The 25,114-nt window shown below is 42.3% G+C and carries 20 protein-coding genes and 1 pseudogene; all 21 read right to left on the bottom strand.

Annotation, left to right across the window (positions count from 1 at the left end; all coding sequences use genetic code 11):
* Window positions 1-22: 22 nt before the first annotated feature.
* Window positions 23-1,297 carry a hydroxymethylglutaryl-CoA reductase, degradative gene (locus K1I53_RS04045; protein WP_084881458.1) on the bottom strand — a complete coding sequence of 425 codons (1,275 nt, stop codon included), beginning with the start codon at window positions 1,295-1,297 and terminating at the stop codon, window positions 23-25.
* On the bottom strand, window positions 1,297-2,469 hold the full coding sequence (locus K1I53_RS04040) for a hydroxymethylglutaryl-CoA synthase (RefSeq protein WP_223328624.1): 1,173 nt from the start codon (window positions 2,467-2,469) through the stop codon (window positions 1,297-1,299). The genes K1I53_RS04045 and K1I53_RS04040 overlap by 1 nt, the downstream gene beginning before the upstream one ends.
* 118 nt (window positions 2,470-2,587) lie before the next feature.
* Window positions 2,588-3,043, bottom strand: a complete 456-nt coding sequence (locus K1I53_RS04035; protein WP_223328489.1) for a threonine/serine exporter family protein — start codon at window positions 3,041-3,043, stop codon at window positions 2,588-2,590.
* 1 nt (window position 3,044) lies between these two features.
* Complete coding sequence (locus tag K1I53_RS04030; RefSeq protein ID WP_223328488.1) at window positions 3,045-3,803, bottom strand: threonine/serine exporter family protein; 759 nt, start codon at window positions 3,801-3,803, stop codon at window positions 3,045-3,047.
* An 87-nt stretch (window positions 3,804-3,890) separates the two neighbouring features.
* Window positions 3,891-5,774: a Stk1 family PASTA domain-containing Ser/Thr kinase gene (pknB, locus tag K1I53_RS04025; protein ID WP_223328487.1), complete on the bottom strand. Its 1,884-nt coding sequence runs from the start codon at window positions 5,772-5,774 to the stop codon at window positions 3,891-3,893.
* Window positions 5,771-6,511, bottom strand: coding sequence for a Stp1/IreP family PP2C-type Ser/Thr phosphatase (locus K1I53_RS04020; RefSeq protein WP_038804821.1), 741 nt, complete (start codon window positions 6,509-6,511; stop codon window positions 5,771-5,773). Before K1I53_RS04020 ends, pknB begins: the two co-directional genes overlap by 4 nt.
* 15 nt (window positions 6,512-6,526) lie before the next feature.
* Window positions 6,527-7,840, bottom strand: coding sequence for a 16S rRNA (cytosine(967)-C(5))-methyltransferase RsmB (gene rsmB, locus K1I53_RS04015; protein ID WP_223328486.1), 1,314 nt, complete (start codon window positions 7,838-7,840; stop codon window positions 6,527-6,529).
* On the bottom strand, window positions 7,833-8,768 hold the full coding sequence (fmt, locus tag K1I53_RS04010) for a methionyl-tRNA formyltransferase (protein ID WP_223328485.1): 936 nt from the start codon (window positions 8,766-8,768) through the stop codon (window positions 7,833-7,835). Before fmt ends, rsmB begins: the two co-directional genes overlap by 8 nt.
* A gap of 12 nt (window positions 8,769-8,780) precedes the next feature.
* Complete coding sequence (locus K1I53_RS04005) at window positions 8,781-11,177, bottom strand: primosomal protein N' (RefSeq protein ID WP_223328484.1); 2,397 nt, start codon at window positions 11,175-11,177, stop codon at window positions 8,781-8,783.
* Window positions 11,178-11,242: 65 nt separating this feature from the next.
* Window positions 11,243-11,557: a DNA-directed RNA polymerase subunit omega gene (rpoZ, locus tag K1I53_RS04000; RefSeq protein ID WP_002874282.1), complete on the bottom strand. Its 315-nt coding sequence runs from the start codon at window positions 11,555-11,557 to the stop codon at window positions 11,243-11,245.
* A 24-nt stretch (window positions 11,558-11,581) separates the two neighbouring features.
* Window positions 11,582-12,208 carry a guanylate kinase gene (gene gmk / locus K1I53_RS03995; RefSeq protein WP_223328483.1) on the bottom strand — a complete coding sequence of 209 codons (627 nt, stop codon included), beginning with the start codon at window positions 12,206-12,208 and terminating at the stop codon, window positions 11,582-11,584.
* Between the two features lie 134 nt (window positions 12,209-12,342).
* Window positions 12,343-13,956: a ribonuclease Y gene (locus K1I53_RS03990; RefSeq protein ID WP_125394747.1), complete on the bottom strand. Its 1,614-nt coding sequence runs from the start codon at window positions 13,954-13,956 to the stop codon at window positions 12,343-12,345.
* Window positions 13,957-14,067: 111 nt separating this feature from the next.
* Window positions 14,068-17,047 (bottom strand): annotated as a pseudogene (locus K1I53_RS03985) (type I restriction endonuclease subunit R).
* A gap of 113 nt (window positions 17,048-17,160) precedes the next feature.
* Window positions 17,161-18,177, bottom strand: coding sequence for a hypothetical protein (locus tag K1I53_RS03980; protein WP_223328482.1), 1,017 nt, complete (start codon window positions 18,175-18,177; stop codon window positions 17,161-17,163).
* A 1-nt stretch (window position 18,178) separates the two neighbouring features.
* Entirely contained in the window at window positions 18,179-18,862 is a 684-nt protein-coding gene (locus tag K1I53_RS03975; protein ID WP_223328481.1) for a hypothetical protein, read from the bottom strand.
* Between the two features lie 2 nt (window positions 18,863-18,864).
* Window positions 18,865-20,118, bottom strand: a complete 1,254-nt coding sequence (locus K1I53_RS03970) for a restriction endonuclease subunit S (RefSeq protein WP_223328480.1) — start codon at window positions 20,116-20,118, stop codon at window positions 18,865-18,867.
* Window positions 20,111-22,219 (bottom strand): type I restriction-modification system subunit M, encoded by a 2,109-nt coding sequence (locus K1I53_RS03965; protein ID WP_223328479.1) that lies wholly within the window; start codon window positions 22,217-22,219, stop codon window positions 20,111-20,113. Before K1I53_RS03965 ends, K1I53_RS03970 begins: the two co-directional genes overlap by 8 nt.
* Before the next feature lie 209 nt (window positions 22,220-22,428).
* Window positions 22,429-22,683 carry a Txe/YoeB family addiction module toxin gene (locus K1I53_RS03960; RefSeq protein ID WP_223328478.1) on the bottom strand — a complete coding sequence of 85 codons (255 nt, stop codon included), beginning with the start codon at window positions 22,681-22,683 and terminating at the stop codon, window positions 22,429-22,431.
* A gap of 3 nt (window positions 22,684-22,686) precedes the next feature.
* Window positions 22,687-22,941 carry a type II toxin-antitoxin system Phd/YefM family antitoxin gene (locus tag K1I53_RS03955; RefSeq protein ID WP_000388572.1) on the bottom strand — a complete coding sequence of 85 codons (255 nt, stop codon included), beginning with the start codon at window positions 22,939-22,941 and terminating at the stop codon, window positions 22,687-22,689.
* A gap of 131 nt (window positions 22,942-23,072) precedes the next feature.
* On the bottom strand, window positions 23,073-24,170 hold the full coding sequence (locus tag K1I53_RS03950) for a nucleotidyltransferase (protein WP_223328477.1): 1,098 nt from the start codon (window positions 24,168-24,170) through the stop codon (window positions 23,073-23,075).
* Between the two features lie 9 nt (window positions 24,171-24,179).
* Window positions 24,180-24,920 (bottom strand): class I SAM-dependent DNA methyltransferase, encoded by a 741-nt coding sequence (locus tag K1I53_RS03945; protein ID WP_223328623.1) that lies wholly within the window; start codon window positions 24,918-24,920, stop codon window positions 24,180-24,182.
* Window positions 24,921-25,114: the final 194 nt, after the last annotated feature.

The raw sequence follows: 25,114 nt of genomic DNA, 5'->3' as shown, positions 1-25,114 counted from the left end.
CAGACGAATTCGTCTGAGTTTTTTATGATCTTAAGTTTTCGAGATAGCGCTGGGCTGTCTCTAAGTTAAAGGTTTTATCTGCGATGAGGTGCTCAACGAGGGGAGTAACTTCAGACTCACTAGCACCTGCTAGGAGAGCTAAGGATTTGGCCTGTAACTTCATGTGACCTTGCTGGATGCCCGTACTCACCAAGGCTTTGAGGGCCGCAAAGTTTTGGGCGAGACCGATAGAAACGATAATCTGAGCTAATTCCTTGGCAGAAGGATTTCCTAGTAGTTCATGACTGAGAGCTACACGTGGGTTGAGACCGATAGAGCCACCCTTGGTCGCTACCGGCACGGGTAAGGTCATCTCACCGACCAATTCTTCTGTGTCCCTATCTAGACTCCATCGACTGAGACCTTGATAGCGCCCGTCTCGACTGGCAAAGGCATGGGCCCCAGCTTCGATAGCACGCCAGTCATTACCCGTGGCGATTAAAATGGCATCGATACCATTAAAAATCCCTTTATTGTGAGTAGCTGCTCGGTAAGGATCTGCCTGCGCAAACTGGCTAGCCAAAGCTATTTTCTCTGCTATTTCTCTGGCTTCATCCTTTTGTCGGCTCAAGTAGCGAAAGGCGATACGACAGCTTGCTGTCACCAGAGAATCGGTCGCGTAGTTGGACAGAATCCCCATGAGGCTCTGTCCCTGACTGAGTTCTTCTAAGACTGGCTTCAAGGCTTCTAGCATGGTATTGAGCATATTGGCCCCCATGGCTTCCTGGGTATCGACATGAAGATAAACAACGAGAAAGTCTGTTTCACCTTTGATCTGCTCTACATGCAAATCACGCGCCCCACCACCACGTTTGACGATAGAAGGATAGGCTTGATTGGCAAGTTCCAAGAGTTCGGCTTTCTTGCTGGCAATCTTCTCTTGCGCTTGTTCAGGATCAGCAACTTGATAAAGGGCCACCTGACCGATCATCTGGCGCTCATGTACTTGAGCAGTAAAGCCACCTGCTCGCTTGATGATTTTGCTGGCATAGCTGGCCGCAGCAACCACTGAGGGCTCTTCTGTCACATAAGGAACTGTGTAGTCCTGACCATTCACCAAAAGTTCTGGAATGATCGAATAAGGCAGAGAAAAAGTTCCCACCACATTCTCACTCAGCTGATCTGCAACCGCCAAGCTGACTTGTTCATCCTGCTCCAGACTCGTTTGCCTTTCAGGACTAAGGAGCGCCTGAGCTTGTAACAACTCAAGGCGCTCATGGTATGATTTTTTAGAAAATCCATTCCAACTTATCTTCATTATTTTTCAACCTTGCTATAACGGCGTTGGTGGTCGACAATCTCAACCAAGGCATAGTCTTGATGTTCATAGCCTGCAAATTGGGCTGAACCAGACTCATCCAACTGCAATTCTTCGAAGAAGACTTTTTCATAGTCTGCAACAGACAATGCTGTACGTTGCTTGAGTTTGCTCAAACGATCCTTATCAAGGTAAGCCTCATAACCTTCGACCAATTCACCACTAAAGAACTCTGAAACCGCGCCACTTCCGTAACTGTAGAGGGCTATTTTATCTCCAGCCTTCAAAGTCTCTGCATTTTCCAAAAGAGAGAGAAGCCCGAGAAAGAGGGAACCTGTATAGATATTTCCAATCATCTGACTGTAGAGAATGGACTTATCAAAGTTTTCTTGCAAACTATCTTGTTTTTCTTTAGACAAAGTTTTGTCCATCATCTTGCGCAAGCCTTTTAGGGCCAACTTAGGATAAGGCAAGTGGAAGCAGATAGCCGCAAAGTCATCCATAGTCCAATCATAGCGTTTCTTGTATTCATCCCAAGTCGTTGTCAGGCAATCAAGATACTGTTGGGTCGAGTACATGCCGTTTACATAAGGAGTGCTTGAGTAGTTCGGACGCCAGAAATCCATGATGTCGCGCGTTTGGGCAACGTTATCATTGTTAAAGGCCATGATGCGTGGATTTTGGGTGATCAACATCGCCACACTTCCAGCACCCTGAGTAGGCTCACCAGGAGTTCCCACACCATACTTGGCAATATCACTGGCAATGACCAAAACCTTGGACTCTGAAGAATTTTCCACATGTAATTTAGCATAATGAAGAGCAGCTGTTGCTCCATAGCAGGCTTCTTTGATTTCAAAACTACGAGCGAAAGGCTGAATGCCTAATAGGCCATGAACAAAGACCGCCGCCGCCTTACTCTGGTCAATCCCTGACTCGGTCGCCACGATGACCATATCGATTTCTTCTTTTTCTTTGTCTGTTAAAATAGAGTTGCTTGCACTAGCTGCCAAGGTAACAATGTCCTCAGTCAGTGGCGCAATACTAATTTCATTTAACAAGAGTCCCTTGCTAAATTTTTCGGGGTCAACTCCCCTCGCTTCTGCTAAGTCTTGTAATTTCAAGACATATTGACTGGTCGCAAAACCAATCTTATCAATACCGATTGTCATATTTACCTCTGTTTTTTCATTCATTGTAAAAAATCGTTTCATTCTATTTTATCACAAATAGGGACAAAAGAGAGAAAAAAGACTTGATTCACCAAATCAAGTCTTTGCTTTGATTGCATTAGGAAGAGATTCCTCGTTGTTTTCGGATATAGTGATAAAGCTTTAGAATTACCGTTCCACTTGCCATTCCGATAGAAATGACCAGAGCTAACATAACTACCAAAGTCGCGCTGGCAATAGCATGGCTGTAATCGCCTGTCACAAAGAAAGCTGTCGTTCGATAGGATAAATAACCTGGCACCAAGGGGGCAAGAATGGCCAAGACAAAAACCACTGCTGGGGTTTTATAAAGAATACTTAAAATCTGGCTGATGCAAGAGCCAATTACTGCTGCGATAAAGGTCGCAACAATAACATTGGTTGGTTCTTTGAGCACGAGATAGAGGAGCCAAACACCCATTCCCAAAACACCACCAGGCAGAAGCATGGAACGCTGGACATTTAGTACGATTAGAAAGTTTATAATGGCGAGCAAACTTGCCACCGCTTGGAGTAAAATACTTGTTAGAGTCATCTTATGTCATCAAAACCAGGGCGACAGAGGTGCCGGCCCCTAAAGCGAGGGTAATGAGCAGGGATTCAAACATCTTGCTCATACCAGAGTTGATATGGTTGGTCATGATATCTCGAACCGCATTTGTCAGAGCAATCCCTGGAACAAAGGGCATGACGGCTCCTGCTATGATCAGGTCTGCCGTCGAAGGAAATCCAGTATAGCGAGCCCAGAACTGGGCAATCAAGCCAAAAACAAAGGCACCCGCAAAGGCCGTTACAAAAGGAATGCGGACAAACTTCTCTACGTAGAGAGAGAAGGCAAAACCAAATAAGGTCGCAATAGCCGCACCAAAAGCGTCATAGACATTGCCCCCAAACATAATCGAGAAGAAAGGGGCACTGAGGGTCGCTGCTACAGTCACTTGGAGCCTGCTATAAGGAAGAGCTTGATTTCTGATTTCCTTCAGCTTTTGAAAAGCTGTAGAAAGATCAATCTGGCCACCCACAAGTTCTCGTGATACTTGGTTGACATCACAGACTTTTTCGATGTTATAGGAGGATGACGTCACCCGTTTCATACGAGAAATATTGGTGTTTTCAATCGAAAAGAAAATAGCTGCGGGCATGGCAAGAACATTGCAATCTACTATTCCCTGTGAATGGGCAATGCGAATCATGGTGTCCTCAACCCGATGAATCTCCGAACCACTTTTCAAGAGAATGGTTCCAGCTAGCATGATCACATCAATGACAGCATTTAACTCTTTTGATTCGTCCATTTTCTACTCCTATTTTCTACTCCCTTTATTCTATCACAAAAGTTCATGAAAAAAAATCTTTGTCATGAAATCATGACAAAGATTGGGTTAATTTCGTTCATTGCTTGACGTTCTATTGCCATCTGAAGAATCCGTTGTAGGGTTGCTACCTTGATTGTTACTCTGTGAAGGCGTCGTGTCTGTTCCTGGATTTCCGTGTTGAGACGAACTTGATGAAGAAGGAAGCAGTTTTGGTTTATAAATAGAAATCTTAACACGTGTTTTATTGAGATCTACCTTTTCTCCAGGTTTAGGGTCCTGACTAACAACTGTTCCTGCAGCAGTTCCTTCAGGAGCAGTTGATACTTCCACAACTTCGATATTGGCCTCTTTTACACCAACAATCTGAGTCAAATTGTTCTTAGTAAATTCGAGACTTGAACCAATGTAACTTGGCATCGAAACGCTGGTCACCTTCTTAGCAACTGTTAAGGTAATCGTGCTGGCTTTCGTGAGATCGTAAGTACTTCCTGCAGCTGGGGTTTGCCTAATGACTGTTCCTGGATCGCTTTCGCTAGATTCCTCTTCCTCGATCTTGATAAGATTTTCTGGAACCTTTTTCTCTTTGAGTTCTGCGACAACATCCGAGGACTTACGTCCTACATAGTTACTTAGTTGGAAGGATTGCTTACCTGAGGAAACAATCAGATTTACTTTGCTTCCTTCTTTTCGACCGCTTCTAGCTTCTGGATCTGTTCGAATGACGCGACCTTCTGCTACTGTATCGCTGGCCTCTGACTTTTCTTCACCTACCTCAAAATTAGCTTTCTTCAGTGTTTCTTTAGCTTCAGCAACTGTCTGTCCCGATACATCTGGAATAGCAATAGTCGCTGGAGTTCGGGAGAAGATCCAAATCAAAGAGGCTGCAACTAGCAAGGCACTGGCCAGTAAAATCATATAGCGAGCTTTAAACTTCCGTTTTTTCGCTGGTTTTGGTACTGGTGCTTCATCTACCACCTGCTGAGTCTGCTGTTTTGATTGAGGTCGCTCTAATTGTGGCTTAGCCTTCGGAATAGAGGTTAGAGTGCTTTGTGGAACTTTAGGCAAGGTCTTGGTATCAACCTTGCTTGCCTCATCAAAGACTAGCTTTGGTTCTCTCCTACGATTGTGAGACAAACAACTCGACAAGTCCACATACATTTCTGATACAGACTGATAGCGATCTGTCAATTTCTTGGCCGTTGCCTTGATAACGACATTTTCCAAAGCTTGTGGTACTGCTGGATTCTCAGCAATAACAGATGGGAGTGGTTTTTGGAAATGCTGGAGGGCAATAGTCACCGCACTATCCCCATCATAAGGGATATGTCCAGTCAACATTTCATAGAAAATAATCCCCATAGCATAGATGTCACTCTGCACAGTCGCCTTGGAACCACGGGCCTGCTCAGGTGAGAGATAGTGGACTGAACCGAGCATGGAGTTGGTCTGTGTCAGACTGGTCTCTGCAAAAGCCACGGCAATCCCAAAGTCTGTAACTTTGGCAGTTCCATCTGGTGTCAAGAGGATATTTTGAGGTTTCAAATCTCGGTGGATAATTCCTCTCGTATGCGCCAGACGCATCGCCAAGAGAATTTGTCCCATAATACGGACGGCTTCTTCATTTGAGAGAGGGGAGTGTTCTTTGATATAACGTTTGAGGTCAAGCCCTGCCACATACTCCATAGCTAGATACTGCTGACCGTCTTCCTCACCGATATCTGTTATTCGAACGATATGGGGATGATCCAGATCCGCCATTGCTCTCGCTTCACGTTGAAAACGTGCCACAGCAATCGGATCTGTCTGATAGTTAGTCCTCAGGACCTTAACCGCCACTTCTTCCCCGTCTAGGATCAAATCCTTGGCCAAGTAAACATCCGCCATGCCTCCTCGACCAATCTGTTTGATAATCCGATATCGTCCGGCAAAAATCTTGCCGATCTGGATCATTCTACTTCCTCCTCATTCATGTGAACAAGGGCAACCGTGATATTGTCTAAACCACCTGCATTGTTTGCAAAACGAATCAAAGTTGCCGCCTTGTCTGCCAAGGAAATATCACTCGTTACAATATCGTAGATATCGCTTCCTGAGATCATATTGGTCAAGCCGTCACTGTTGAGCAAGAGGTAGTCTCCTGGCTCTAGGCTAACCATGCCAAAATCTGGTTGAATTTCATCTTTTTGCCCAATGGATTGGGTAATAATATTTTTCTGCGGATGAATTTCTGCCTCCTCTGGAGTTAGCTGACCAGCCTTTAGCAGAGCATTAACCAAAGAATGATCACTTGTGAGCTGGCGATAATTTTCACCACGGATCAAACCGATACGAGAATCACCGATATGGGCATAAATAGCTTGATTTCCAATAATGGCTACTGCTTCAAGCGTTGTTCCCATCCCCTTATAGGCTTCGTCTTTCCCCATCTGATGAATTTTTTGATTTTCAAGTTCCAGATAGTGGGCAAACCATTCACGGACCTCATTGACGGTGTCGATTTGGGTATCAACCCAAGCCACGCCCAGGTCTGTTACCGCCATCTCACTAGCGATATTGCCTGCACGGTGTCCTCCCATCCCATCAGCCAAGAGGATCATGGTGCGTCCTGCTCGGTTGACAAAGTGATTGACATAGTCTTGGTTATTTGTTCGTTTCTGACCAACATCTGTTAATAATGCTATTTCCATTGTGTCAGTTCCTTCCTAATCAGATATCTTGCGGAATTGGCTGATAAAGAATCCATCACTTCCGTACAATTCAGGAGTGATCAAGATACAGCCGTCCTTCAAAATATCCTTGCATTCATGTTCTAGTTTAACCTGCTCAAACTCGGGGTGGCTTTCTAAAAATGCCTCAACGACGTGAAAGTTTTCCTCTGAGACGATAGTGCAGGTACTATACGTTATTATACCACCTTTTCGTAAGGTTTGACAAACACTACCTAGTATTTCCAGCTGAATTTGCTGCAATGATGCGAAATCCGCCGTTTCTTTATTGTATTTGATATCCGGTTTTCGGCGCAAGAGTCCAATCCCAGAACAAGGAGCATCTACTAAAATCTTATCAAACGAACCCTTCCCAAAAAACTCATGTACTTTTCTGGCATCCAATTTTTGCGTTGGAACCCGATCTGCCACACCCAGACGCTGGGCGTTTTCTTGGATCAAGTCCAACTTGTGATCATAAAGGTCCAAAGCTGTCACCTTACCGGATGTGAGGTAAGAAGCCATATGGGCTGTTTTCCCACCCGGAGCGGCACAGGCATCCAGGACCTGTTCATCACCTTGTAGATCAAGAGTCGGAGCAACCAGTTGACTGGACTCGTCTTGGATGGTAATGGCCCCTTCTGCGAACAAATCATAGCCTGCAAAGTGGCCTTGCTCCTTGACCAGACCAGTGGCCGCCAAAGGGGAATCGGTCGCCTCTAACACAGCTTTGATTTCCTCTTTTCGGCTCAAGTCGGTCACTCGGATACTGGCCTTGTTGCGCACCAAGAGACTTTTAAAGATGGCTTGTGCTCGCTCTTCACCGTATTCTTCCTTGAGCTTAGATACTAGCCAAACTGGGAGAGAATAGGCAATGGAATCACGCTTGTTTTTTCGTTTGATGCTGGCAATATCTGGCCAGCCTTCTCGCAAAATACGACGAAGGACGGCGTTGACCAATTTTTCACTGCCTTTTTTACGGACTTTGGCTATTTCCACAGCTTCATTGACTACAGCGTGATTAGGAACCTTATCCAGATACCGAAGTTGGTAGGCGCTCAGAAGGAGCAGGATATAGAGCCAGTTATCTAGCTTATCCCGGTCTTCGATAAAGTGGGACAGGTACCATTCTAGAGTCAGTTTTCGGGCTACCGTTCCGTAGACAATCTCTGTCACCAAGCCCTTATCTGCTACCGAGAGTTGACTCCCCTTGAGGTGTTTGTTTAAAGCAATATTTGAGTATGCTTGGTTAACCAAAACATCCTCTAGTACTGCTAGGGCTAGACTTCTAGCCGTTTCTACTTTAGTCACCAAATCGTTCTCCTACAGTCAATGTCCGTCCCACTCCATTGAGGAAGGAAGCAATGTCCATCTTAGGCTTCCCAGCTGGCTGCACTTGCTTGAGAGACAGAGCCCCTTCTGCCGTTGCGACGATCAATTCCTTCTTGCCAATTGAGAGGATCTCGCCTGGAGCTCCCTGACCTTCTACAGGTAGGGCTTCATAGATCTTAAAGCGGTCTCCCTTGAGAAAAGTGTGGGCAACAGGCCATGGGTTCATCCCTCGGATTTGGTTGAAGAGTTGACGATTGGTTTTAGTCCAGTCCAATTTTTCTTCCTCTGGTTTGATATTTGGCGAGAAAGTGACTTGGCTTGGGTCCTGAGGCACAGGTTTGATCTCTCCAGCAATATAGCCAGGAAGGGTGTCCAAAAGCAAGTCACGACCAACAATGGCTAATTTCTCAAATAAGGTGCCGACATTGTCCTCATCTGTGATAGGAATGCTACGACGAGAAATCATATCTCCTGCATCCATTTCCTTAACCATTTCCATAATGGTCACACCAGCTTCCTCATCCCCTTGAATCAAGGCATAATGAATAGGCGCGCCACCACGGTGTTTGGGAAGAAGAGAAGCGTGAACGTTGACCGCAAAATCCATGCTATCAAGGAGTTTACTTGGGAGAAACTGCCCAAAAGCAGCAGTGATAATTCCATCTGCCCCTAGCTTCATAATAGCTTCCAGCTCTGGGCTACCAGATAATTTTTCAGGTTGGTAGATAGGAAGACCTGCTTCTTTGGCAGCCTGCTTGACTGGGGTTTCTTGGATGACTTTTTTACGGCCGACAGCGCGGTCTGGCTGGGTCACAACAGCTAGAATCTCGTAACGGCCATCTGTCAAAAGTCCTTTTAAGACAGTCGCTGAAAATTCAGGTGTCCCCATAAAGATTAGTTTTGTCATTTCTTCTCCTTCTTATAAAAATTGCTGCGGCTCATGGTCAATGCTGAGACGAAGCTCGCTATTTTCCCGTTCTTGAGTAAGGGCCAAAACTCGATTGAGAGTTGGTCCTAGCTCATCTTCTAAACGGTATTTAATCAAAATCTGGTAATGATAAAGGTTGTGGGTGCGGGCGATGGGTTTTGGCGTTGGTCCAAGGATTTTACTAGTTTCCGATAAACCTGAGCGCAAAATTCCCATAACTTCATAGGCTCGTTTGACAACCTCTTCTTCTTTCTTGTGAGAGAGGGTAATCCCAATCGTAAAATAATAAGGCGGATAGCCGAGTTGGCGCCTGATACTCATTTCATAAGTGTAAAAGCCTTCATAGTCCTGATCTTTGGCAAAACGAATGGCATAATGCTCAGGATTGTAAGACTGGATCAAGACCTGCCCAGCCTTTTCTGCACGACCTGCACGGCCTGCCACCTGGGTTAAGAGTTGGAAGGTTCTCTCAGAAGAACGGAAATCAGGCAAGTTTAGAGCCGTATCCGCATTGAGCACTCCGACTAGGGTCACATTTGGAAAATCCAAACCCTTAGCAATCATCTGAGTTCCCAACAAGATGTCTGCTTCCCCTCGGCCAAACTGGTCCAGAAGAGCTTGGTGACTGCCCTTCCTGCGGGTCGTATCCACATCCATCCGCAGAATGCGAGCCTGAGGAAAGAGCTCTGCTAGCTCATCGTAGGCTTTCTGAGTCCCCGTCCCGTAGTAACGAATACTGCGACTCTGACAGTTGGGACAGACCTGAGGAATCCCCTTCGAAAAGCCACAGTAATGGCAGTTCATGGTCTTGGTATCCATGTGGAGAGTCAGAGAAATGTCACAGTTGGGACAGCTATCTACCGTTCCACACTCCCGACACATAACAAAGCTAGAATAACCCCGACGGTTGAGCATGAGGACTACCTGCTCTTTTTTATCCAGACGGTCTTGGATGGCCTCTAGCAAAGGAGGCGTAAAGTTTGATGTCTCATTCTGCCCAATATAGTCCCGAAAGTCAATTACTTGAACCTCAGGAATCGTGGCTAAAGGATTGGCCCGTTGGGTTAGCCGCAAGTGTTGATAGACACCTTTTCCAGCCCGCGCACGGCTTTCCAGACTTGGTGTCGCTGAACCAAGAACTAGGGCTGCTTGATTGTACTGGGCCCGTAGAATGGCGACCTCTCTAGCATGATAACGGGGATTGCTGTCTTGTTTGTAGCTAGCTTCATGCTCTTCATCGATAATCATGACACCTAGATTTTTCAAAGGAGCAAAGATAGCTGATCGAGCGCCAACGACAACTTGGGCATCGCCACGCTCAACCTTGCGCCATTCGTCGTACTTTTCACCATTAGACAGGCCTGAGTGGAGAATAGCTACTTTCTCGCCGAAACGAGCAATGAAACGCTCTGTCATCTGCGGCGTCAGAGAAATTTCAGGTACCAGCAAAATGGCCGTCTTGCCCTTGTCCAAGGCTCCTTGGATAATTTGCAAGTAAACCTCTGTCTTCCCACTTCCAGTAATTCCTTGAAGGAGGAATGGATGCTGTTGACTGCCAATAGCACTGACAACGGCATCACGCGCCTGTCTTTGTTCTGGATTCAATTCCAAAGGTGTACTTGCTTCAATGCCTTCAAAATAAGCAGCTGAACGTTGCACTTCCTTTTGGACTAGGGTTAGAGCCCCTTGATCCACAAAAAAGTTGACTTGCTCCCGCGAATAAGACTCTAACAAGCTAGCCAGAGGAGCACTTTCGGGATGAGACAGCAAATAGTCTCTCAGCTCTGCTTTTTTCTTAGCACGCGCAGAAATCTCAATCTGCTTTAGTCGAGTAGCATCAACCTTATACCAAGACTGGGTCTTGACCTTCTTTTGATCGACTGCTTGGTATTCTAGACGGAGTAGCCCTTTCCTAGTCAAACGCATCATTTCTGCCTGTTTGGCAAGGTCTAGAGAAGAAAAGGCTAGCGAATCTTCTGAACCAAACAGACGCTCTCGGTCTGCCTGACTCAGACCTTCCAAAGGATAGAGAATCTTATCATAACTGGAGTTTAAAAATCCAGGCAACATGGCTTTTAGAATGGAGATTTTATAAGAAAAGACGGACTTGCGTAACTCCTCAGCCAGCCAGAGTTGCTCTTGAGTGAGAACAGGGGAAAAGTCCAGCACCTCCGCAATCTCCTTCAAGTTCTGATCAGCCACCTCTTCATCCGACTGGGACTCCATACCTAGCACAATTCCTTGGATCAAACGATTGCCTTTACCAAAGGGGACATGAACCCGCATACCGGCTTCCAGCATCTCTACAAATTCCTCAGGGACCTTGTAGCTGTATGGCTGGTCCGTCTGCATCAGGGGAACATCCACGATAATCTTTGCAATAGCCATCTTCTCACCTCCTTCTTGTCAGCAAATTCTTGCAATAGAAAAAATAAGATTGAGTCCCCCCAACCTTAAATTTTTTCACCATCTTCTTTTTCTTTAGCGATTTGCTCTTTGATTTTCTTTTCTTCTTCTTCTTTGCGGCGTTTTTCTTCTTCGATACGGAGACGAACCGCTTCACGTTTTCCTTCTGGATCTGGGTGAATGGTTACATTTCCTGACTCGATTTCTTCCAAAGCGCGAAGAGTTGATTTTTCAGACTTAAACTCTTGAGTTGCTGGCGCACCGGCTTCTAGTTCGTGGGCGCGTTTTGCTTCCAAGATTACGAGTGAATATTTTGATGGTACCTTGTCTAGCAAGGTATCAATAGAGGGTTTTAACATCATTTGCTTGTACCTATTTCCTATAGTTTATCGAGTAGTTGGAGATTTTGGCAACATCTCCTGGTAGTGACCAATGACACGGTCCACACGGAAGTGTTCTGCTTCGATCACACGCTTGACACGTTCAGCAGCGAGGGGCACCTGATCGTTGACAATGGCATAATCATACTCACGCATGAGGGCAATTTCTTCCTTGGCTTTTTCGATTCGTTGGGCAATCACTTCAGCGCTATCTGTTCCACGACCTACCAAACGATCTTGCAATTCATCCAAATCTGGTGGTGTTAAGAAGATAAAGACAGCGTCTGGAACCTTTTTCTTAACCTGAAGAGCTCCTTGCACTTCAATCTCAAGAAAGACATCGATTCCCTTGTCCAGAGTTTCATTGACATAGGTCAGAGGAGTTCCATAGTAGTTACCGACATATTCTGCATATTCCAACATCTGACCTTGACGGATCAGTTCTTCAAACTCTTCACGAGTACGGAAGAAATAGTCCACTCCGTTCACTTCACCAGGACGTTGCGCGCGTGTCGTCATCGATACAGAGTATTGAAATTGATTCTCAGAACTCTCAAAAATCTCTCTTCTAACCGTCCCTTTCCCAACTCCTGAAGGACCAGAAAAAACGATTAGCAAGCCTCGGTCTGCCATTATGTCTCCTTTAGTTAGTCTGTGAAATAAAGTAAAATTTCTCTCGGATACTGATGATAGCGTCAGTTATCCTTCTACAGTCTTTCTATCTAGTGTAACAAAAAAGCAGTAATTTTTCAACTGCTCTTTCTTATTTATTTAGCATAATCTACTGCACGAAGTTCGCGAATCACGGTTACCTTGATATTTCCTGGGTAATCGAGATTATTTTCAATTTTCTCACGAACTTTGTGAGCCAAGATTGTGACTTTGTCGTCCTTGATTTGTCCTGGATTAACCATGATACGGATTTCACGTCCTGCTTGAAGGGCAAAGCTATTTTGCACTCCTTCAAAGCCATTGGCGATTTCTTCCAAATCATGGAGACGTTTGATATAACTTTCAAGAGATTCACTACGAGCACCTGGACGCGCTGCACTCAAGGCATCTGCTGCAGCAACAATCACTGCAATGACGCTTTCGGCTTCGACATCGCCGTGGTGGCTAGCAATGGTATTCACCACAACTGGATGCTCCTTGTACTTACGAGCCAACTCCGTACCAATCTCAACGTGGCTACCTTCAACCTCGCGGTCAATAGCTTTCCCGATGTCATGAAGGAATCCAGCACGACGGGCAAGAGCTGCATTTTCACCAAGTTCACTCGCGATGATACCAGACAACTTAGCAACTTCAATCGAATGACGCAAGACATTTTGTCCATATGAAGTACGGAACTGCAAACGTCCCATGATCTTCATCAAGTCTGGATGAAGGTTTGGCGCACCAATCTCATAGGCAGCAGCCTCACCGTATTCGCGGATCTTATTGTCAATCTCTTGACGGTTTTTCTCCACCAACTCCTCGATACGAGCTGGGTGAATACGGCCATCCTTGAGCAACATTTCCATGGTCATACGAGCAATTTCACGACGAATCGGATCAAATCCTGACAAGGTTACCACTTCCGGTGTATCGTCGATGATGACATCAACCCCTGTCAAACTTTCAAAGGTACGAATATTACGCCCCTCGCGACCGATAATGCGTCCCTTCATGGTATCATCTGGTAGGTGAACTGTCGAGTTTGTTGACTCTGCTACATAGTCACCAGCGATACGCTGCATAGCCTGAACCAAGATATCTTTCGCAATCTTGTCTGAACGTTCCTTCACTTCTTGCTCAGCCTCACGAATGCGGCTAGCAATTTCCTTGGTCAAGTTTTCCTCTGTCTGAGCCAAGATAATATCTCGAGCCTCAGTTTGGGAAAGGGAGCCGATACGTTCAAGTTCAGCTTCTTTTTGTCTTTCGACTTCCTCTAATTGCTCTTCACGTGCATCAAGGTTTTTTGCTCTATCAGAAATACTTTGTTCTTTTTGTTCAAGTGTTTTTTCTTTGTTCGTCAAATTGTCGTCCTTACGGTCAAGGCTCGCAGCTCTCTCCGTCAAACGACTTTCAATTTGCTTGAGCTCCTGACGTTCTGACTTAAATTCAGCGTCCACTTCTTCACGGTATTTTCTGGCTTCCTCTTTGGCCTCCAATAGTGCTTCTTTTTTAAGAGACTTGCTTTCGCTCTTGGCTTCATTTAGCAATAAATCCGCTTCGCGCTCAGCTTGTCCTCGTAAATTAGTTGCTTCTTGTTCAGCATTTAGAAGCATCAACTCTGCAGCTTCTTGAGATGATTTCATCTTAGCTGAGATGCTGACATATCCAATGACTAAACCAATGATGACGGCAAAAACAACAATCGCAATGGTCATGATTTCCATGTTTTTACCTCATTAAATTTGTTTATCGAATGACATACATTCTTTAATATTCTATCATAAAAAACCGATTTTCACAAACCTAAATTGAAGAGTTTTGTGTGAATTTTAGGACTACAATTCTTCGGATCCCCTCAAACTTTTATACACATCATCAAAAAATATATTTGCTACTCTCCTCTTGAACGAATCATTATTTAATAGAGCACCATATAAATCTTGACTCTGAGAGTACCCTTCTATCAAGGCATTGTCAATTTCTTCTTCAAAGGTAAATACGAAATCTTCCCTAGAATTAACACGCGCAGATTGTTTAAGCCTTGGATTCTTTTTCATCAATTCACGAATCGAAACAGCTCCACTTAAACCAACTTGCTGGTCAATGTTCAAATTTAGCTGTTCGTTCATTTCGTCTAAGATTTCAGATAAACGTTTTTCTTGATCTCCAGTAACATCGCTCAAACTTGGTTTAGGAAGAGTTAATTCAGGCTGATATTCTAATTCAGAAACTGCCCTGAAAGAACCTGTTTGCTTATGTTTCATATAATCAACGACAATCTTATCTGCAATTGTAAAATCATTTCCTCCTAAACGAACATCAATCATCTTAACAAGACTTTGAAGATAGTTATATCGTTCGTGTAAAACTTCATTTTGATAAGCCGTTGCCTGAATCAAGAAAGTATACATCCGAAGAAAACCGCGAATAACCTTTCGAATAGACAATTGTTCTTTTTCATCAAAACGTTTCACTCTATCATAACCTTTATTCAACAAAGCGACCATCTTTTGTTTTTCTCTACTTGAACGTTTTTCTTGATATAAAAATTGATTAAACTCTTGAACCTCTTCGCTGTCCAGAATACCATATTCATCAATTTTACGATCCAACTTTAAGACATCACTAGGAGCAATGGTATCAGCTAAAATCGTCTCTCGATAGTAGGGAGCAAAGGCTGAGCGAATATCGTCGTAGGTATTTTTAAAATCAAGGATAAATGTTTTCTTGTTATAACCTCTAAAGATCCGATTCAGGCGTGACAACGTCTGCACCGCAGCCACACTACGCAATTTTTTATCCACATACATGGCAACCAACTTAGGTTGGTCAAAACCAGTCTGATACTTGTTCGCAACTATCAACACCTGATAAGCATCAGTATCAAAACGTTCTTTTAACTGCTCTTCCTTAAACTGATTCATCTGAGATTCCGAGAACTCTCTCCCTAGATAATCAACCTTACCAGAAAAAGCAATCAAGGTACCAATACTGGTGATACTGTGGTCTCTAAAGTATTTCTCAAAAGCTAACTGATACTTGACCGCCACTTCGCGACCAGAGGTCACAAGCATGGCTTTTCCTTGACCACCCAACTCTGCCATAATATCATGACTGATAAAATGGTCCATGATAATCTCAACCTTTTGATTGATATTCTCATCAGATAATTCCACGAATTTAGCAATCTTACGCTTAGCAAGCGTAGTTTTTAGTTCAGGATCCTCTTCTACTACTTTATTAAGTTGGTAGTAGGTTTTATAAGTCGTATAGTTATCTAAGACATCTAGGATAAAACCTTCTTCTATAGCTTGCTTCATACTGTAGACATCAAAAGGGGCTTTAGAGCCATTGGGCTGTGTTGTACCAAACAACTGTAAGGTAGTTGCCTTAGGAGTTGCTGTAAAAGCAATGATTGAAACATTGTCTTGCTTTCCTGTACGCGCAATCTCCTGCTCAATGGCATCCGCAACCGTCACTTCCTGAATCTCATCAATGGTTCCATCCTCCGTATCCGTTTCAGTCAAGACCTGACTAACTGAACTCATGTAGGAGCCTGTCGTTGAACTATGGGCTTCATCAATCAGGATGGCAAATTTCTTTTTCGCAGTGTTCCCTACAGACATCCAGTTGGATTGGTTGATCTGGGCAAACTTATGGATAGTCGTTGCAATGATCTTTGTGTTCCCAGCAATGGCATCAGCTAAATCACTAGATGTCTCACGATCACCCATCACCTTCACAACACCGTTCTTATGGTTAATCTGTCTAACAGCATCTTGTAACTGACGGTCTACTACTATACGGTCTGTGACAATTAAAACTGTATCGACGATATTTCTATTTTGGTCATCATGAAGTGAAACCAGACTATGAGCCAACCATGCTATGGTATTGGTTTTACCAGAACCAGCCGAATGCTGAATAAGATAATTACTGTCAGTATGGTTGACTTTCATGTCTTCTAGGAGACGGCTAACAGCTCTTCGCTGATGGTACCTAGGAAAAATCAGTGTTCTCTTTTTATGATCATTCTTATCAAGCTCAAAGAAGATAAAACTTTCAATCAGCTGAAGAATACTATCCTTGGTCAATACATCAAGCCACAAGTACTCTGTATCTACACCATTAGGGTTGTGAGGATTGCCACTCCCCATATCAATACCTTCCCCTTTCCCCATATTAAAGGGAAGGAAGTAGGTTTCTTGACCCTTTAACTGGGTTGTCATGTAGATTTCCATAGTATCTACAGCAAAGGAAGCCAAGACTCCCTGCTCAAAACGAAAGAGACGATTATTAGAATTGCGACCTTTGAGTTGTTTGATGGCATCCTGAACTGACTGACCACTAGGATTAAACTTGAGCTCGATGGCAAATAGCGCTAATCCATTGATAAAGATAACAAGGTCAATGCGGCCGCCCTCTTCATAAACCACTTCCTCCATTACAGACAAACGATTGGCTTGGTATTGCTGAACAGCTTTTTCATTAAAACTAGTAGCTGGTTTACGATAGAGGAGGCGCAGTTGCTTGTTTTCAATAAAGACTCCCTCTTTTAAGGCGAACAAAAAACCACCCTTGACGATTTCCTTATTTATGAGAGTGATAATCGTCTCCTTGCTCAGTTTTTTAAGGAGATAATCCATGGTCTCTTCCTGAGTCTCCATCAGAAAATCCCATAGGAGTTCCTCATCCATGGCTAATCGAGGATTGTACTGAGCAGCATCCCGCTGGCTATAACCATTTTTTTTCCTTTAAGTCTTTGATAATCCACTGTTGGAAATCATAGCGCTCCTTCAAGCCCAAATTTGCCATAGTTTCTCACTTTCTTTTAATCTAATTCTTAAAAATTTCGTTATAATTACAAATTTAAAGATTACAATGAATTTCTTAAAATCTAGAAATGATAACACAATAAAACAGATATTTTACTGTGCTTCAATATTATCTTTTTTATCTTTCTGGCGCTTATCCGCCAGTGAATCCTCATATTCATTTTTTGCAATACCCAATTTCTTTGCATTGGTAATCACGGAAATAAATGCCTCGAGAGAATCCGCTGTTAGATATATTTCTTTTTTTTCTTCGTCAAAATCAAAAGGGGTTTGAAAAAACTGTTCTGACAATTCATTAGCACTCTTTACACATTCCCATTCATAGCTCGATGCTTCATCATTATATTTTGCAAGCAAATTAATCAATTTACGATGACTTTTTAATTTAGCTTTGATTTTTTCAGATTCTTTATCAGATACTTTCACTTTAAAATCCGTCGATAATTTAAACACTGGCTCTTTATCATTATGAGATAAAAATTTCTCATAATTCTCTTCGGCCGCGATTATTTTTGACTCATTTAAACCAAACATAATTTCATAATCCTGAACATTAAAGATATATTGTACAGTTTCATTGTTTTCAGTTTTTTCAGCATAACTTATGATGAACGGAAGACTTCTTCCCTCATCTTTTTCTATATCAACTATTTTAACTTTTCCAGAAGTCAAAGTAGCAATGAATCTAGTTTTTAATTTCGCAGCTCGAATTGATTTCAAAAAATATTTGTACTGTACACCATCAATTTCTTCACAAACTAGATACAATCGTATATCTTCAAAGTTCTTTAGAGGAGGTAAATCTGTTTCTAATTGAGATGAGACTAATTGTATTCTATCTATTTCAGACCGGAGACTCCCATCAACCTTTCTATAAAATGGAACTTCCATATTATTCCCATTCGTTTCAACATTTTGTAATGACTCAATTGATTCTTCAAATTTTTCCTTTAAAGTTAAAGTTGATTCATTAGAATTTTGATTATTAGCAAATTGAATATTACCTATATAATTACTAGCTTCATCTGATATAACTTTTCGAAAATTTTTCAATTTTCCAAGTGACTTACCTCGTCCAGCCTGCCAGCCAATTGCATATATTTCTACCATTCTACTCTCCTATTTCATCATTTAATACTTCTTGATCAAAAAAAACAAACGTTCTTGCCATTGTACCAGTGTTTCCTAGAGTACAAACCCTTTTCACACCAGAAAATGCAGCCGAGTCTTTTCGAAAGAAAAATATATTGTAGTTATCTTTTGTTACTAGTAAATTGATACCAAAAATTGGTAATATCAAGTTTGGAAATATATCATTACTAAGCATTAATAACACAAAAAAGAAAACAATAATTACAATTGCTACAAGAGCACTGACTCCATTCATAAATTTTAATACTAAAGAGGGTACAATGGTTGACGATACAAAAGATATGAATCCCGGATTTACTTTTGGTCCGTCTTGAATATCAATCACTTTACCTTGAGAAATATTCTTCAGCGTAACCTTAGATACATTAAAATTTAAAACAATGTTTTTAACAATGTTTTCTTCACTCCTCCGTCCGTTTATATATCCACGTATACTGGAAATTGATATTAGCATTAAAGAAAGTAATACTAATAACATAGCCAGAAGCCACAAGTTCCTACTTAAATAACAAGGTAGCGACTCAGTCTCTTTCCATAGAAATTGATGAATATCTACTAATGAAAAATAAATCAATAAAAATGCTGGAAAAAATGCAGTAAAAAAATAAGCTAAACGAAATTTTAAATCAGTTCCAAATAGCAACTCTACACCCTCCTCTTCCCTGTCACATAATCGTAAATAAGAGTTTGCCGTTGTTTGTTAATATTTTTAATTTGTTGGTTCTTGATTTGAATTAATTTATCAATTTGAACCGTTTTTTTGTCTAAGAAATCAGCAATTTTTTTCTGTTCTACATATTGTACATTTGTAAAGATAAGTTCCCCTAACATTTGAATTGTTAATTGTGAAACTGCCGTTTGATTTTTCTCAATTATAGCTGAGTTTATCCAGTATGTTGCAAATCTACAATCAACCTGTATTTTAGGAGTACAAACTAATAAACGTACAACGGGGTAAAATTTAATATTTCTATAAACTGCTTTCCCAACATCACCCCTACCAGTAACAGTAACACTATCTCCTTGAAATCTAAATTTGTTAGTGTATCCTAATATACCTTCATTTTCAAGAGAGTTTGAAATAACAGGATAAGGGTGATTTTCTGAATATTCATCTACTGTATTTCTTTCGTCTATATCTCCTCCAGCATATATATCAAAAAAGTATTTTAGTCGACTCACTCCCCATCCTCCGGGTACCTGTCCGATCCAGTCGATTCCTGAATCTTTCATAGGAACTGTTTTATCCAATCCTTTTGTGACGGTTTCATAAATCAAGCTAGCGCGGTAGTCTTTGAGTTTTTGAATTTGCTCCTCCAGTAGACTTTTTACCTTATCCAACTGAGCCGTTTTCTTGTCTAGAAAATCAGCAATTTTTTGTTGTTCATTTTTTTGAGGAAAGGTAAAAGTGAATTCATCAAATACATTTTGATACAAATGTAAAATGGTGCTCGCCCCTGAATTTGTATAGTTAAACCACATCCAAAATTCATCTGATAGTAAAACATAATATAAAAATTTTCTATCAATCTCATCAACTGTTTGGATCCTTAATACACCGCTATTTAACGAAGCCTTATCATCAAGCCCTGAAATAATAGCTACTTTACACACCGTACCATCTTTCGTAATCAGTAAATCACCATTTTCTACCTGAATCTGCGAAGCTTCTGACCAACGTTTTTCATCAATATGTACAGCTGTTTCAAAATTAATTGTTCCATTTTGAAAATCAGTCCCTGTAATCAAATATGGGCCTTCTTCTTTATATTCAGCTGATGTTAATCCTTGCCAACCGATTCTACCATTAAGCTGAGTCGTAAATTTAATTTTCGAAATTTGCCACTCTTCTGGTATCTGTCCGATCCAGTCGATGCCACTCTCTTTCATCCTAGTCATGTTTTAGTTCCTCCAAGAGAGTCTGTAGTTCTGCTTCCAAGTCATAAAACTCTTCTAAGAGCTTGTCTGCACTTTCTGGTGCTTGGTAGTGATAGAAATAGCGGGTAAAAGGAATCTCGGCTCCATAGCCCTTTTCCTCATCAAACCAGTAGTGGGCGTCAGGTACATGGGGATAGACCTCACGCGCAAAGTAGTCTTCCACATCCTCTGTCAGTTTGACGATTTCACTGTCCTTTGTTGTCTTATCATAGACAATCCCGTCAGCAATCTCATTGGGCTTGTCTTTCTTATTGGTTCGGATGACTTCTGCCGTCTTGTCCATTTCACTCATGGCTAGGGCTAAAGCATTGATATTGGCAGGCGTTACCTTGATGTCTCCCAACAAGTCCTTAATGACTTGGACAAAGCTTTCAAAGTTAGGGAAACTGTCATCTGTAATTCCCTTACCAAGAGCATCTAAGATAGCTTCTTGCTTGGCCTTCCCAGCTTCGAAGTCTTGTAATTTTTTCTCATCCTTGGCTGATCGTGGTTCCATCTCTAGCAATTCTTGATACTGGTACTCGTCAAATAGTTTAGCTAGGAAAGGAACGCTTTTGGCCTTCTCAATGGTTTCTTCAGTAATCCAACCACGACGTTGCAGAGGTTGCATGACTGTATATTCTCTGTAAAGAAACTCATTTTTATCAAAGATTTTCACATGATCATTTTCAGTAAAGTCATCATACCATTGGAGGATCTGGCGGATATTATCTTGAGATAATTCACGACGTTTTTGTCCAAGTGACTTACGCAAAGGAACAAACTCCTCTGTCGCATCGATAAACTGGACCTTGTTTTGACGCTCAGGAGATTTATTTTTATTGTAAATCCAGATATAAATCCCAATCCCTGTATTGTAGAAAAACTGTCCTGGGAGGGCAATAATAGCTTCTAGCAAATCATTCTCAAGGATGTAACGGCGGATCTGACTCTCCCCAGATGAAGTACCTCCAGAAAAGAGAGGTGAACCGTTTGAGATGATAGCAGCTCGACCATTTTCTTCTAATTTAGCTAAACCATGAAGATGGAACAGAAGTTGGGCATCGCCAGTTCCCGGAGTCGCTACAAAACGTCCTTGTTGACCTTCTGTACTCTCAAAGAGATTATGGTCTCTTTTAACTGCGTCTTCTACTCCATCATCTGCATCTTTCCCGCCCCAGGATTGACCAAAAGGAGGATTGGCAATGACAAAAGTCATCTTCTTATCTGGGAATGGATCCGGATCTTTTAATGTATCGGTCTTCACGAAATAGTCCGAGTCTTCCTGACGAATCAACATATCCGCTCGACCAATCCCGAAAGTCTCAGGTAAAACTTCCTGACCAAAGAGTCGGACAGTGGCTCCGGTATCGAGCTTACGGATGTAACTTTTGGCTGTCGCTAGCATACCACCTGTCCCAGCAGCCATATCTAAGATTTTCAACTCTTTTTTATCGACAAATAATTCTTCATCAGCTTCGATCAAGAGTAGATTGACCATTAGAGCAATGACTTCACGAGGTGTATAGTGAGAACCAGCTTCCTCATTTTCAGAAAAGCGACGGATGATATCCTCAAACATATAGCCCATCACCATTGAGTCCACAGAACTTGGCGATAGGTCAATCTGAGAGAACTTTTTGATGACCGTAAAAAGACGTCCAGACTTTGCAAGTGTGTGGACCTGTTCTTTAAACTTTAGGTTTTCAATAATATCCTTCACACGACAAGAATAGCCATCTAGATAGGCAATAAAATTTTCTTCAATCGCATTGGGATCATTTTGGAGATTTTCAAGCGTGAAAGAGCTGGTATTATAGTATTTGTAGCCAGATTTATTCTCAAGAACCTTTTCAGGTGTATTGGGATTTAACTTATAAAGTGCAACTACTTCATCTTTCGTTGGCAATAAAGCAGCTTCTAAGCGAGTCAAGACAAACATCGGAATGATGACATCTCGATACTTATCTGCTCGGTAAGCCCCACGTAAGGTATTCGCAATCGACCAAACTGCGTTGACCACATTTGAAATTTGAACATCGTTCGACTGGAATATCGGTAGTTTTTCTTTAAAATTAGACATTTGCTTCCCCTGTTTTTATTATTAACAATTCTCTTCATTATATCACAAAATAAGAGTTATAAAGCGGATTCAAGGACAAAGATTATAATCGCTATACTAAATTTCTTTGCCGACTTTTTGTCTTAGAAAATCTGTCATTTTCCAAAAAACCTTATCTTTAATTTACTAGATAAATTTTCTAAAATAAAAAAGCCTACCTTTCAGTAGACTTAGTAGTGATCTTTGAAGGACAAGAAAGCGATGCTATCTCCATCCATCATATAAATCAAGCGATTTTCTGCATCAATACGACGTGACCAAGCTCCTTGATAGTCATACTTGAGTGGTTCTGGTTTACCAATTCCTGAAAAAGGATCTCGTTGAATATCCTTGACTAGCATGTTGATTCTTTTTAACGTTTTCTTGTCCTGAGTTTGCCAGTAGCAATAATCTGCCCAGGCATCTTCTGTAAACTTGAGCAGCATTCCTCACTCCTCAATCACATGGACTTGTGTGCTCCCAGCACGGACTTGAGCCATTCCTCGCAAAACCTTATCAGAAAGTTCCTTATTTTGAGCGATTCTCAGGGTTTCCTGTATACTGTCCCATTCGCTCTTTGAAAGAACTACAATGTCCTCATCTGGATTTTTATTGACCACCGTCAAAGGCTCAAATTCATCGTTTACCTTCTTCATGTAGTCCTTTAAATGATTTCGGAATGTTGAGTAAAGAACTGCTTCCATAACCATACCTCGTTTTACCTCTTTTCCACTATTATACACAAAAAGAAAGAAATTGTCAGGAACTTGTACAAGATTTTTCTTTTCTATCTATTTATTCGAAAAAATCTCAAAAAGCCTACCTTTCAGTAGACTTAGTTTGATTCTATTCTAATGGGTACTCTGCCGAAATTCTGCTCTGCTATACTTGGATTCCCTAGTTGGTAAATCTGATCTGCCTTTTGGGTCATGGCATCCCAAGGTTCTTTACCAATTCGGCTAAGTAGATGGACCTGCTCTTTCAGAGACTTGAGATGCTGTCTGCCTTTTTCGGTAAAGCCAAGGACATGGATGCCTTCTGGCAAGTCGCTTTCTCTGGCCTGCACTAAAATATAAGTCAAGAGGCGACGTACACGCGCCTTGGTGTAGCGTTTGGTGGCAACCGCCTCGACCAATTCGTCAACAGACTGAGCCGTCTTAATAGCTTCCTTGATGCGCACAGCCATTTCTTGATTGACCTGATAGATGGTCGTTAGGTCAGGATTTGACAAGATTTGATAGCGGAGAAATGGGAAATAGTCATCCCAGCTTACCTTACTGGCCTGCTCAAAGAGAGCAACAGAAGGCATAAAGCGTTCTAAGAAATCTTGGTCTGATTGATGCTGACGGAGAGCTGTTGCCGAGGCAAAGTCCACATCCTTATCCACAGAATGATAACCAGCCCCCTGACGCTGAATCGGATGGAGTTTGATTCTACGTCCCGCAACCGCCTTGGCATAGGCCAAAGCTAGAACATGATTGGGCGTCTTGCCAGAAAAATCCAGACCTGCAAATTCCTTCCACATGGCTTGGGTTTTCTGGGGATAGGAGAGAGAATCAGGCAGATTATCCACAAAATTCTCCATCTCAGCACCTTGCTCCGTGTATAGGTCAGCAATTTTCTGATAATCCAGAACTTCCTCTGTCCCAAAAGCTAGTCTATCAATCCCCAATCGAGCCAAGATATCCACAGCCCCTTGACCGAAGAAATCTGCCGCTTGAACACTGACTAAAAAAGGCAATTCCACTACCAGATCCGCTCCATTTTCAAGCGCCATCTGAGCCCGTGTCCACTTGTCCACGATAGCAGGCTCTCCACGCTGCATGAAATTCCCAGACATGGCTACGATTTTCAGTCCCTTCGCCTGCTCCAGTAGGTATTTATGCCCATTATGAAAAGGATTGAACTCCGCGATAATACCTGTGATGGTCATGATGTTCTCCTACTTCTGCGCGACAAAAAACCAACGGGTACTTGTCTCTGTCGGCTCCTTGTCCTCAAAGTCCGCATAGAGTTTGAAGGACTTGAAACCAGCCTGTTCCAGCAATATATCATAGGTCAAGACCTCATAGGTCCGCTCCTCATGCACTTCATCGTGGCGACTAAAAGAACCGTCAGCCTCCTTGATAAAGAAGGTCAACTCATGCACGATGGAGTGAGGTGCTTCGTCCTCATAGGTGTCCCAAAGCATGGCAAAATCTTCCGCATTTTCATGGTAAGAATAGCCTGGAAAAACTTCATCTGTCTGGTAAGTTGAATGCACATCAAAGATGAATACTCCGTCTTCATTGAGGGCATTATACACTTCCTTAAAGACGTCTCCTACCTCTACCTCATCCTGCATGTAGCAGATAGAGTCAGAGTAACACGTCACAAAATCATATTTACCAGCCTTGGACAAATCCAGCATATTGCCTTCAATAAAATCAATCTTTTGCTTGGCTGAAGTAGCTCTCTTCTCCGCAATCTTCAGCATATCCGCACTCAAGTCCAGTCCAGTCACCTCAAAACCAGCCTGAGAAAAGCGGACAGACTGGATACCTGTTCCACAAGCCAATTCCATAAGCTTCTTTCTCTCCCTGGTCTTAGGCAAATGACGCAGAGAAAAATCCGTCCATTTATCGTATAAACTATCATCCATCACAGCATCGTAAACAGCTGCAAAGGTTTCATAAGTCGCCATAATTAAGATACCAAGTCCGCCCGTAACCGGAATGAAAATTAGGAGCTTGGACTTAGGATCCTGATCCAAGACTAAGCTATCTATTTTCCGACGATTACAGGACGGGTTCAAATCCTTTCTAAGATACAAAGAGCGTTAAAAGCTAAGAGAAAATAGGAATCTTACCGACGTAGCGTCAGATACAAAGGAAGTTC

Origin of the sequence: Streptococcus oralis (assembly GCF_019929365.1) — a bacterium.
Taxonomy (GTDB): domain Bacteria; phylum Bacillota; class Bacilli; order Lactobacillales; family Streptococcaceae; genus Streptococcus; species Streptococcus oralis_BT.
The sequence above is the reverse complement of the archived record's forward strand: the minus strand, read 5'-3'. Positions and strand labels throughout refer to the sequence as shown.

Bases quoted from the DNA above. Each gene is read 5' to 3' on its own strand.
- K1I53_RS04030 (WP_223328488.1), bottom strand. From the start codon at position 3,803: ATGGACGAATCAAAAGAGTTAAATGCTGTCATTGATGTGATCATGCTA.
- K1I53_RS03960 (WP_223328478.1), bottom strand. From the start codon at position 22,683: ATGCTGCTCAAGTTTACAGAAGATGCCTGGGCAGATTATTGCTACTGG.
- fmt (WP_223328485.1), bottom strand. From the start codon at position 8,768: ATGACAAAACTAATCTTTATGGGGACACCTGAATTTTCAGCGACTGTC.
- K1I53_RS04020 (WP_038804821.1), bottom strand. From the start codon at position 6,511: ATGGAAATAGCATTATTAACAGATGTTGGTCAGAAACGAACAAATAAC.
- K1I53_RS03970 (WP_223328480.1), bottom strand. From the start codon at position 20,118: ATGACTAGGATGAAAGAGAGTGGCATCGACTGGATCGGACAGATACCA.
- K1I53_RS03950 (WP_223328477.1), bottom strand. From the start codon at position 24,170: ATGACCATCACAGGTATTATCGCGGAGTTCAATCCTTTTCATAATGGG.
- K1I53_RS03945 (WP_223328623.1), bottom strand. From the start codon at position 24,920: ATGGCGACTTATGAAACCTTTGCAGCTGTTTACGATGCTGTGATGGAT.
- K1I53_RS03980 (WP_223328482.1), bottom strand. From the start codon at position 18,177: ATGGTAGAAATATATGCAATTGGCTGGCAGGCTGGACGAGGTAAGTCA.
- K1I53_RS04040 (WP_223328624.1), bottom strand. From the start codon at position 2,469: ATGACAATCGGTATTGATAAGATTGGTTTTGCGACCAGTCAATATGTC.
- K1I53_RS03955 (WP_000388572.1), bottom strand. From the start codon at position 22,941: ATGGAAGCAGTTCTTTACTCAACATTCCGAAATCATTTAAAGGACTAC.
- K1I53_RS03990 (WP_125394747.1), bottom strand. From the start codon at position 13,956: ATGGAAATCATGACCATTGCGATTGTTGTTTTTGCCGTCATCATTGGT.
- K1I53_RS04035 (WP_223328489.1), bottom strand. From the start codon at position 3,043: ATGACTCTAACAAGTATTTTACTCCAAGCGGTGGCAAGTTTGCTCGCC.
- K1I53_RS04045 (WP_084881458.1), bottom strand. From the start codon at position 1,297: ATGAAGATAAGTTGGAATGGATTTTCTAAAAAATCATACCATGAGCGC.
- gmk (WP_223328483.1), bottom strand. From the start codon at position 12,208: ATGGCAGACCGAGGCTTGCTAATCGTTTTTTCTGGTCCTTCAGGAGTT.
- rpoZ (WP_002874282.1), bottom strand. From the start codon at position 11,557: ATGATGTTAAAACCCTCTATTGATACCTTGCTAGACAAGGTACCATCA.
- K1I53_RS04005 (WP_223328484.1), bottom strand. From the start codon at position 11,177: ATGGCTATTGCAAAGATTATCGTGGATGTTCCCCTGATGCAGACGGAC.
- pknB (WP_223328487.1), bottom strand. From the start codon at position 5,774: ATGATCCAGATCGGCAAGATTTTTGCCGGACGATATCGGATTATCAAA.
- K1I53_RS03965 (WP_223328479.1), bottom strand. From the start codon at position 22,219: ATGTCTAATTTTAAAGAAAAACTACCGATATTCCAGTCGAACGATGTT.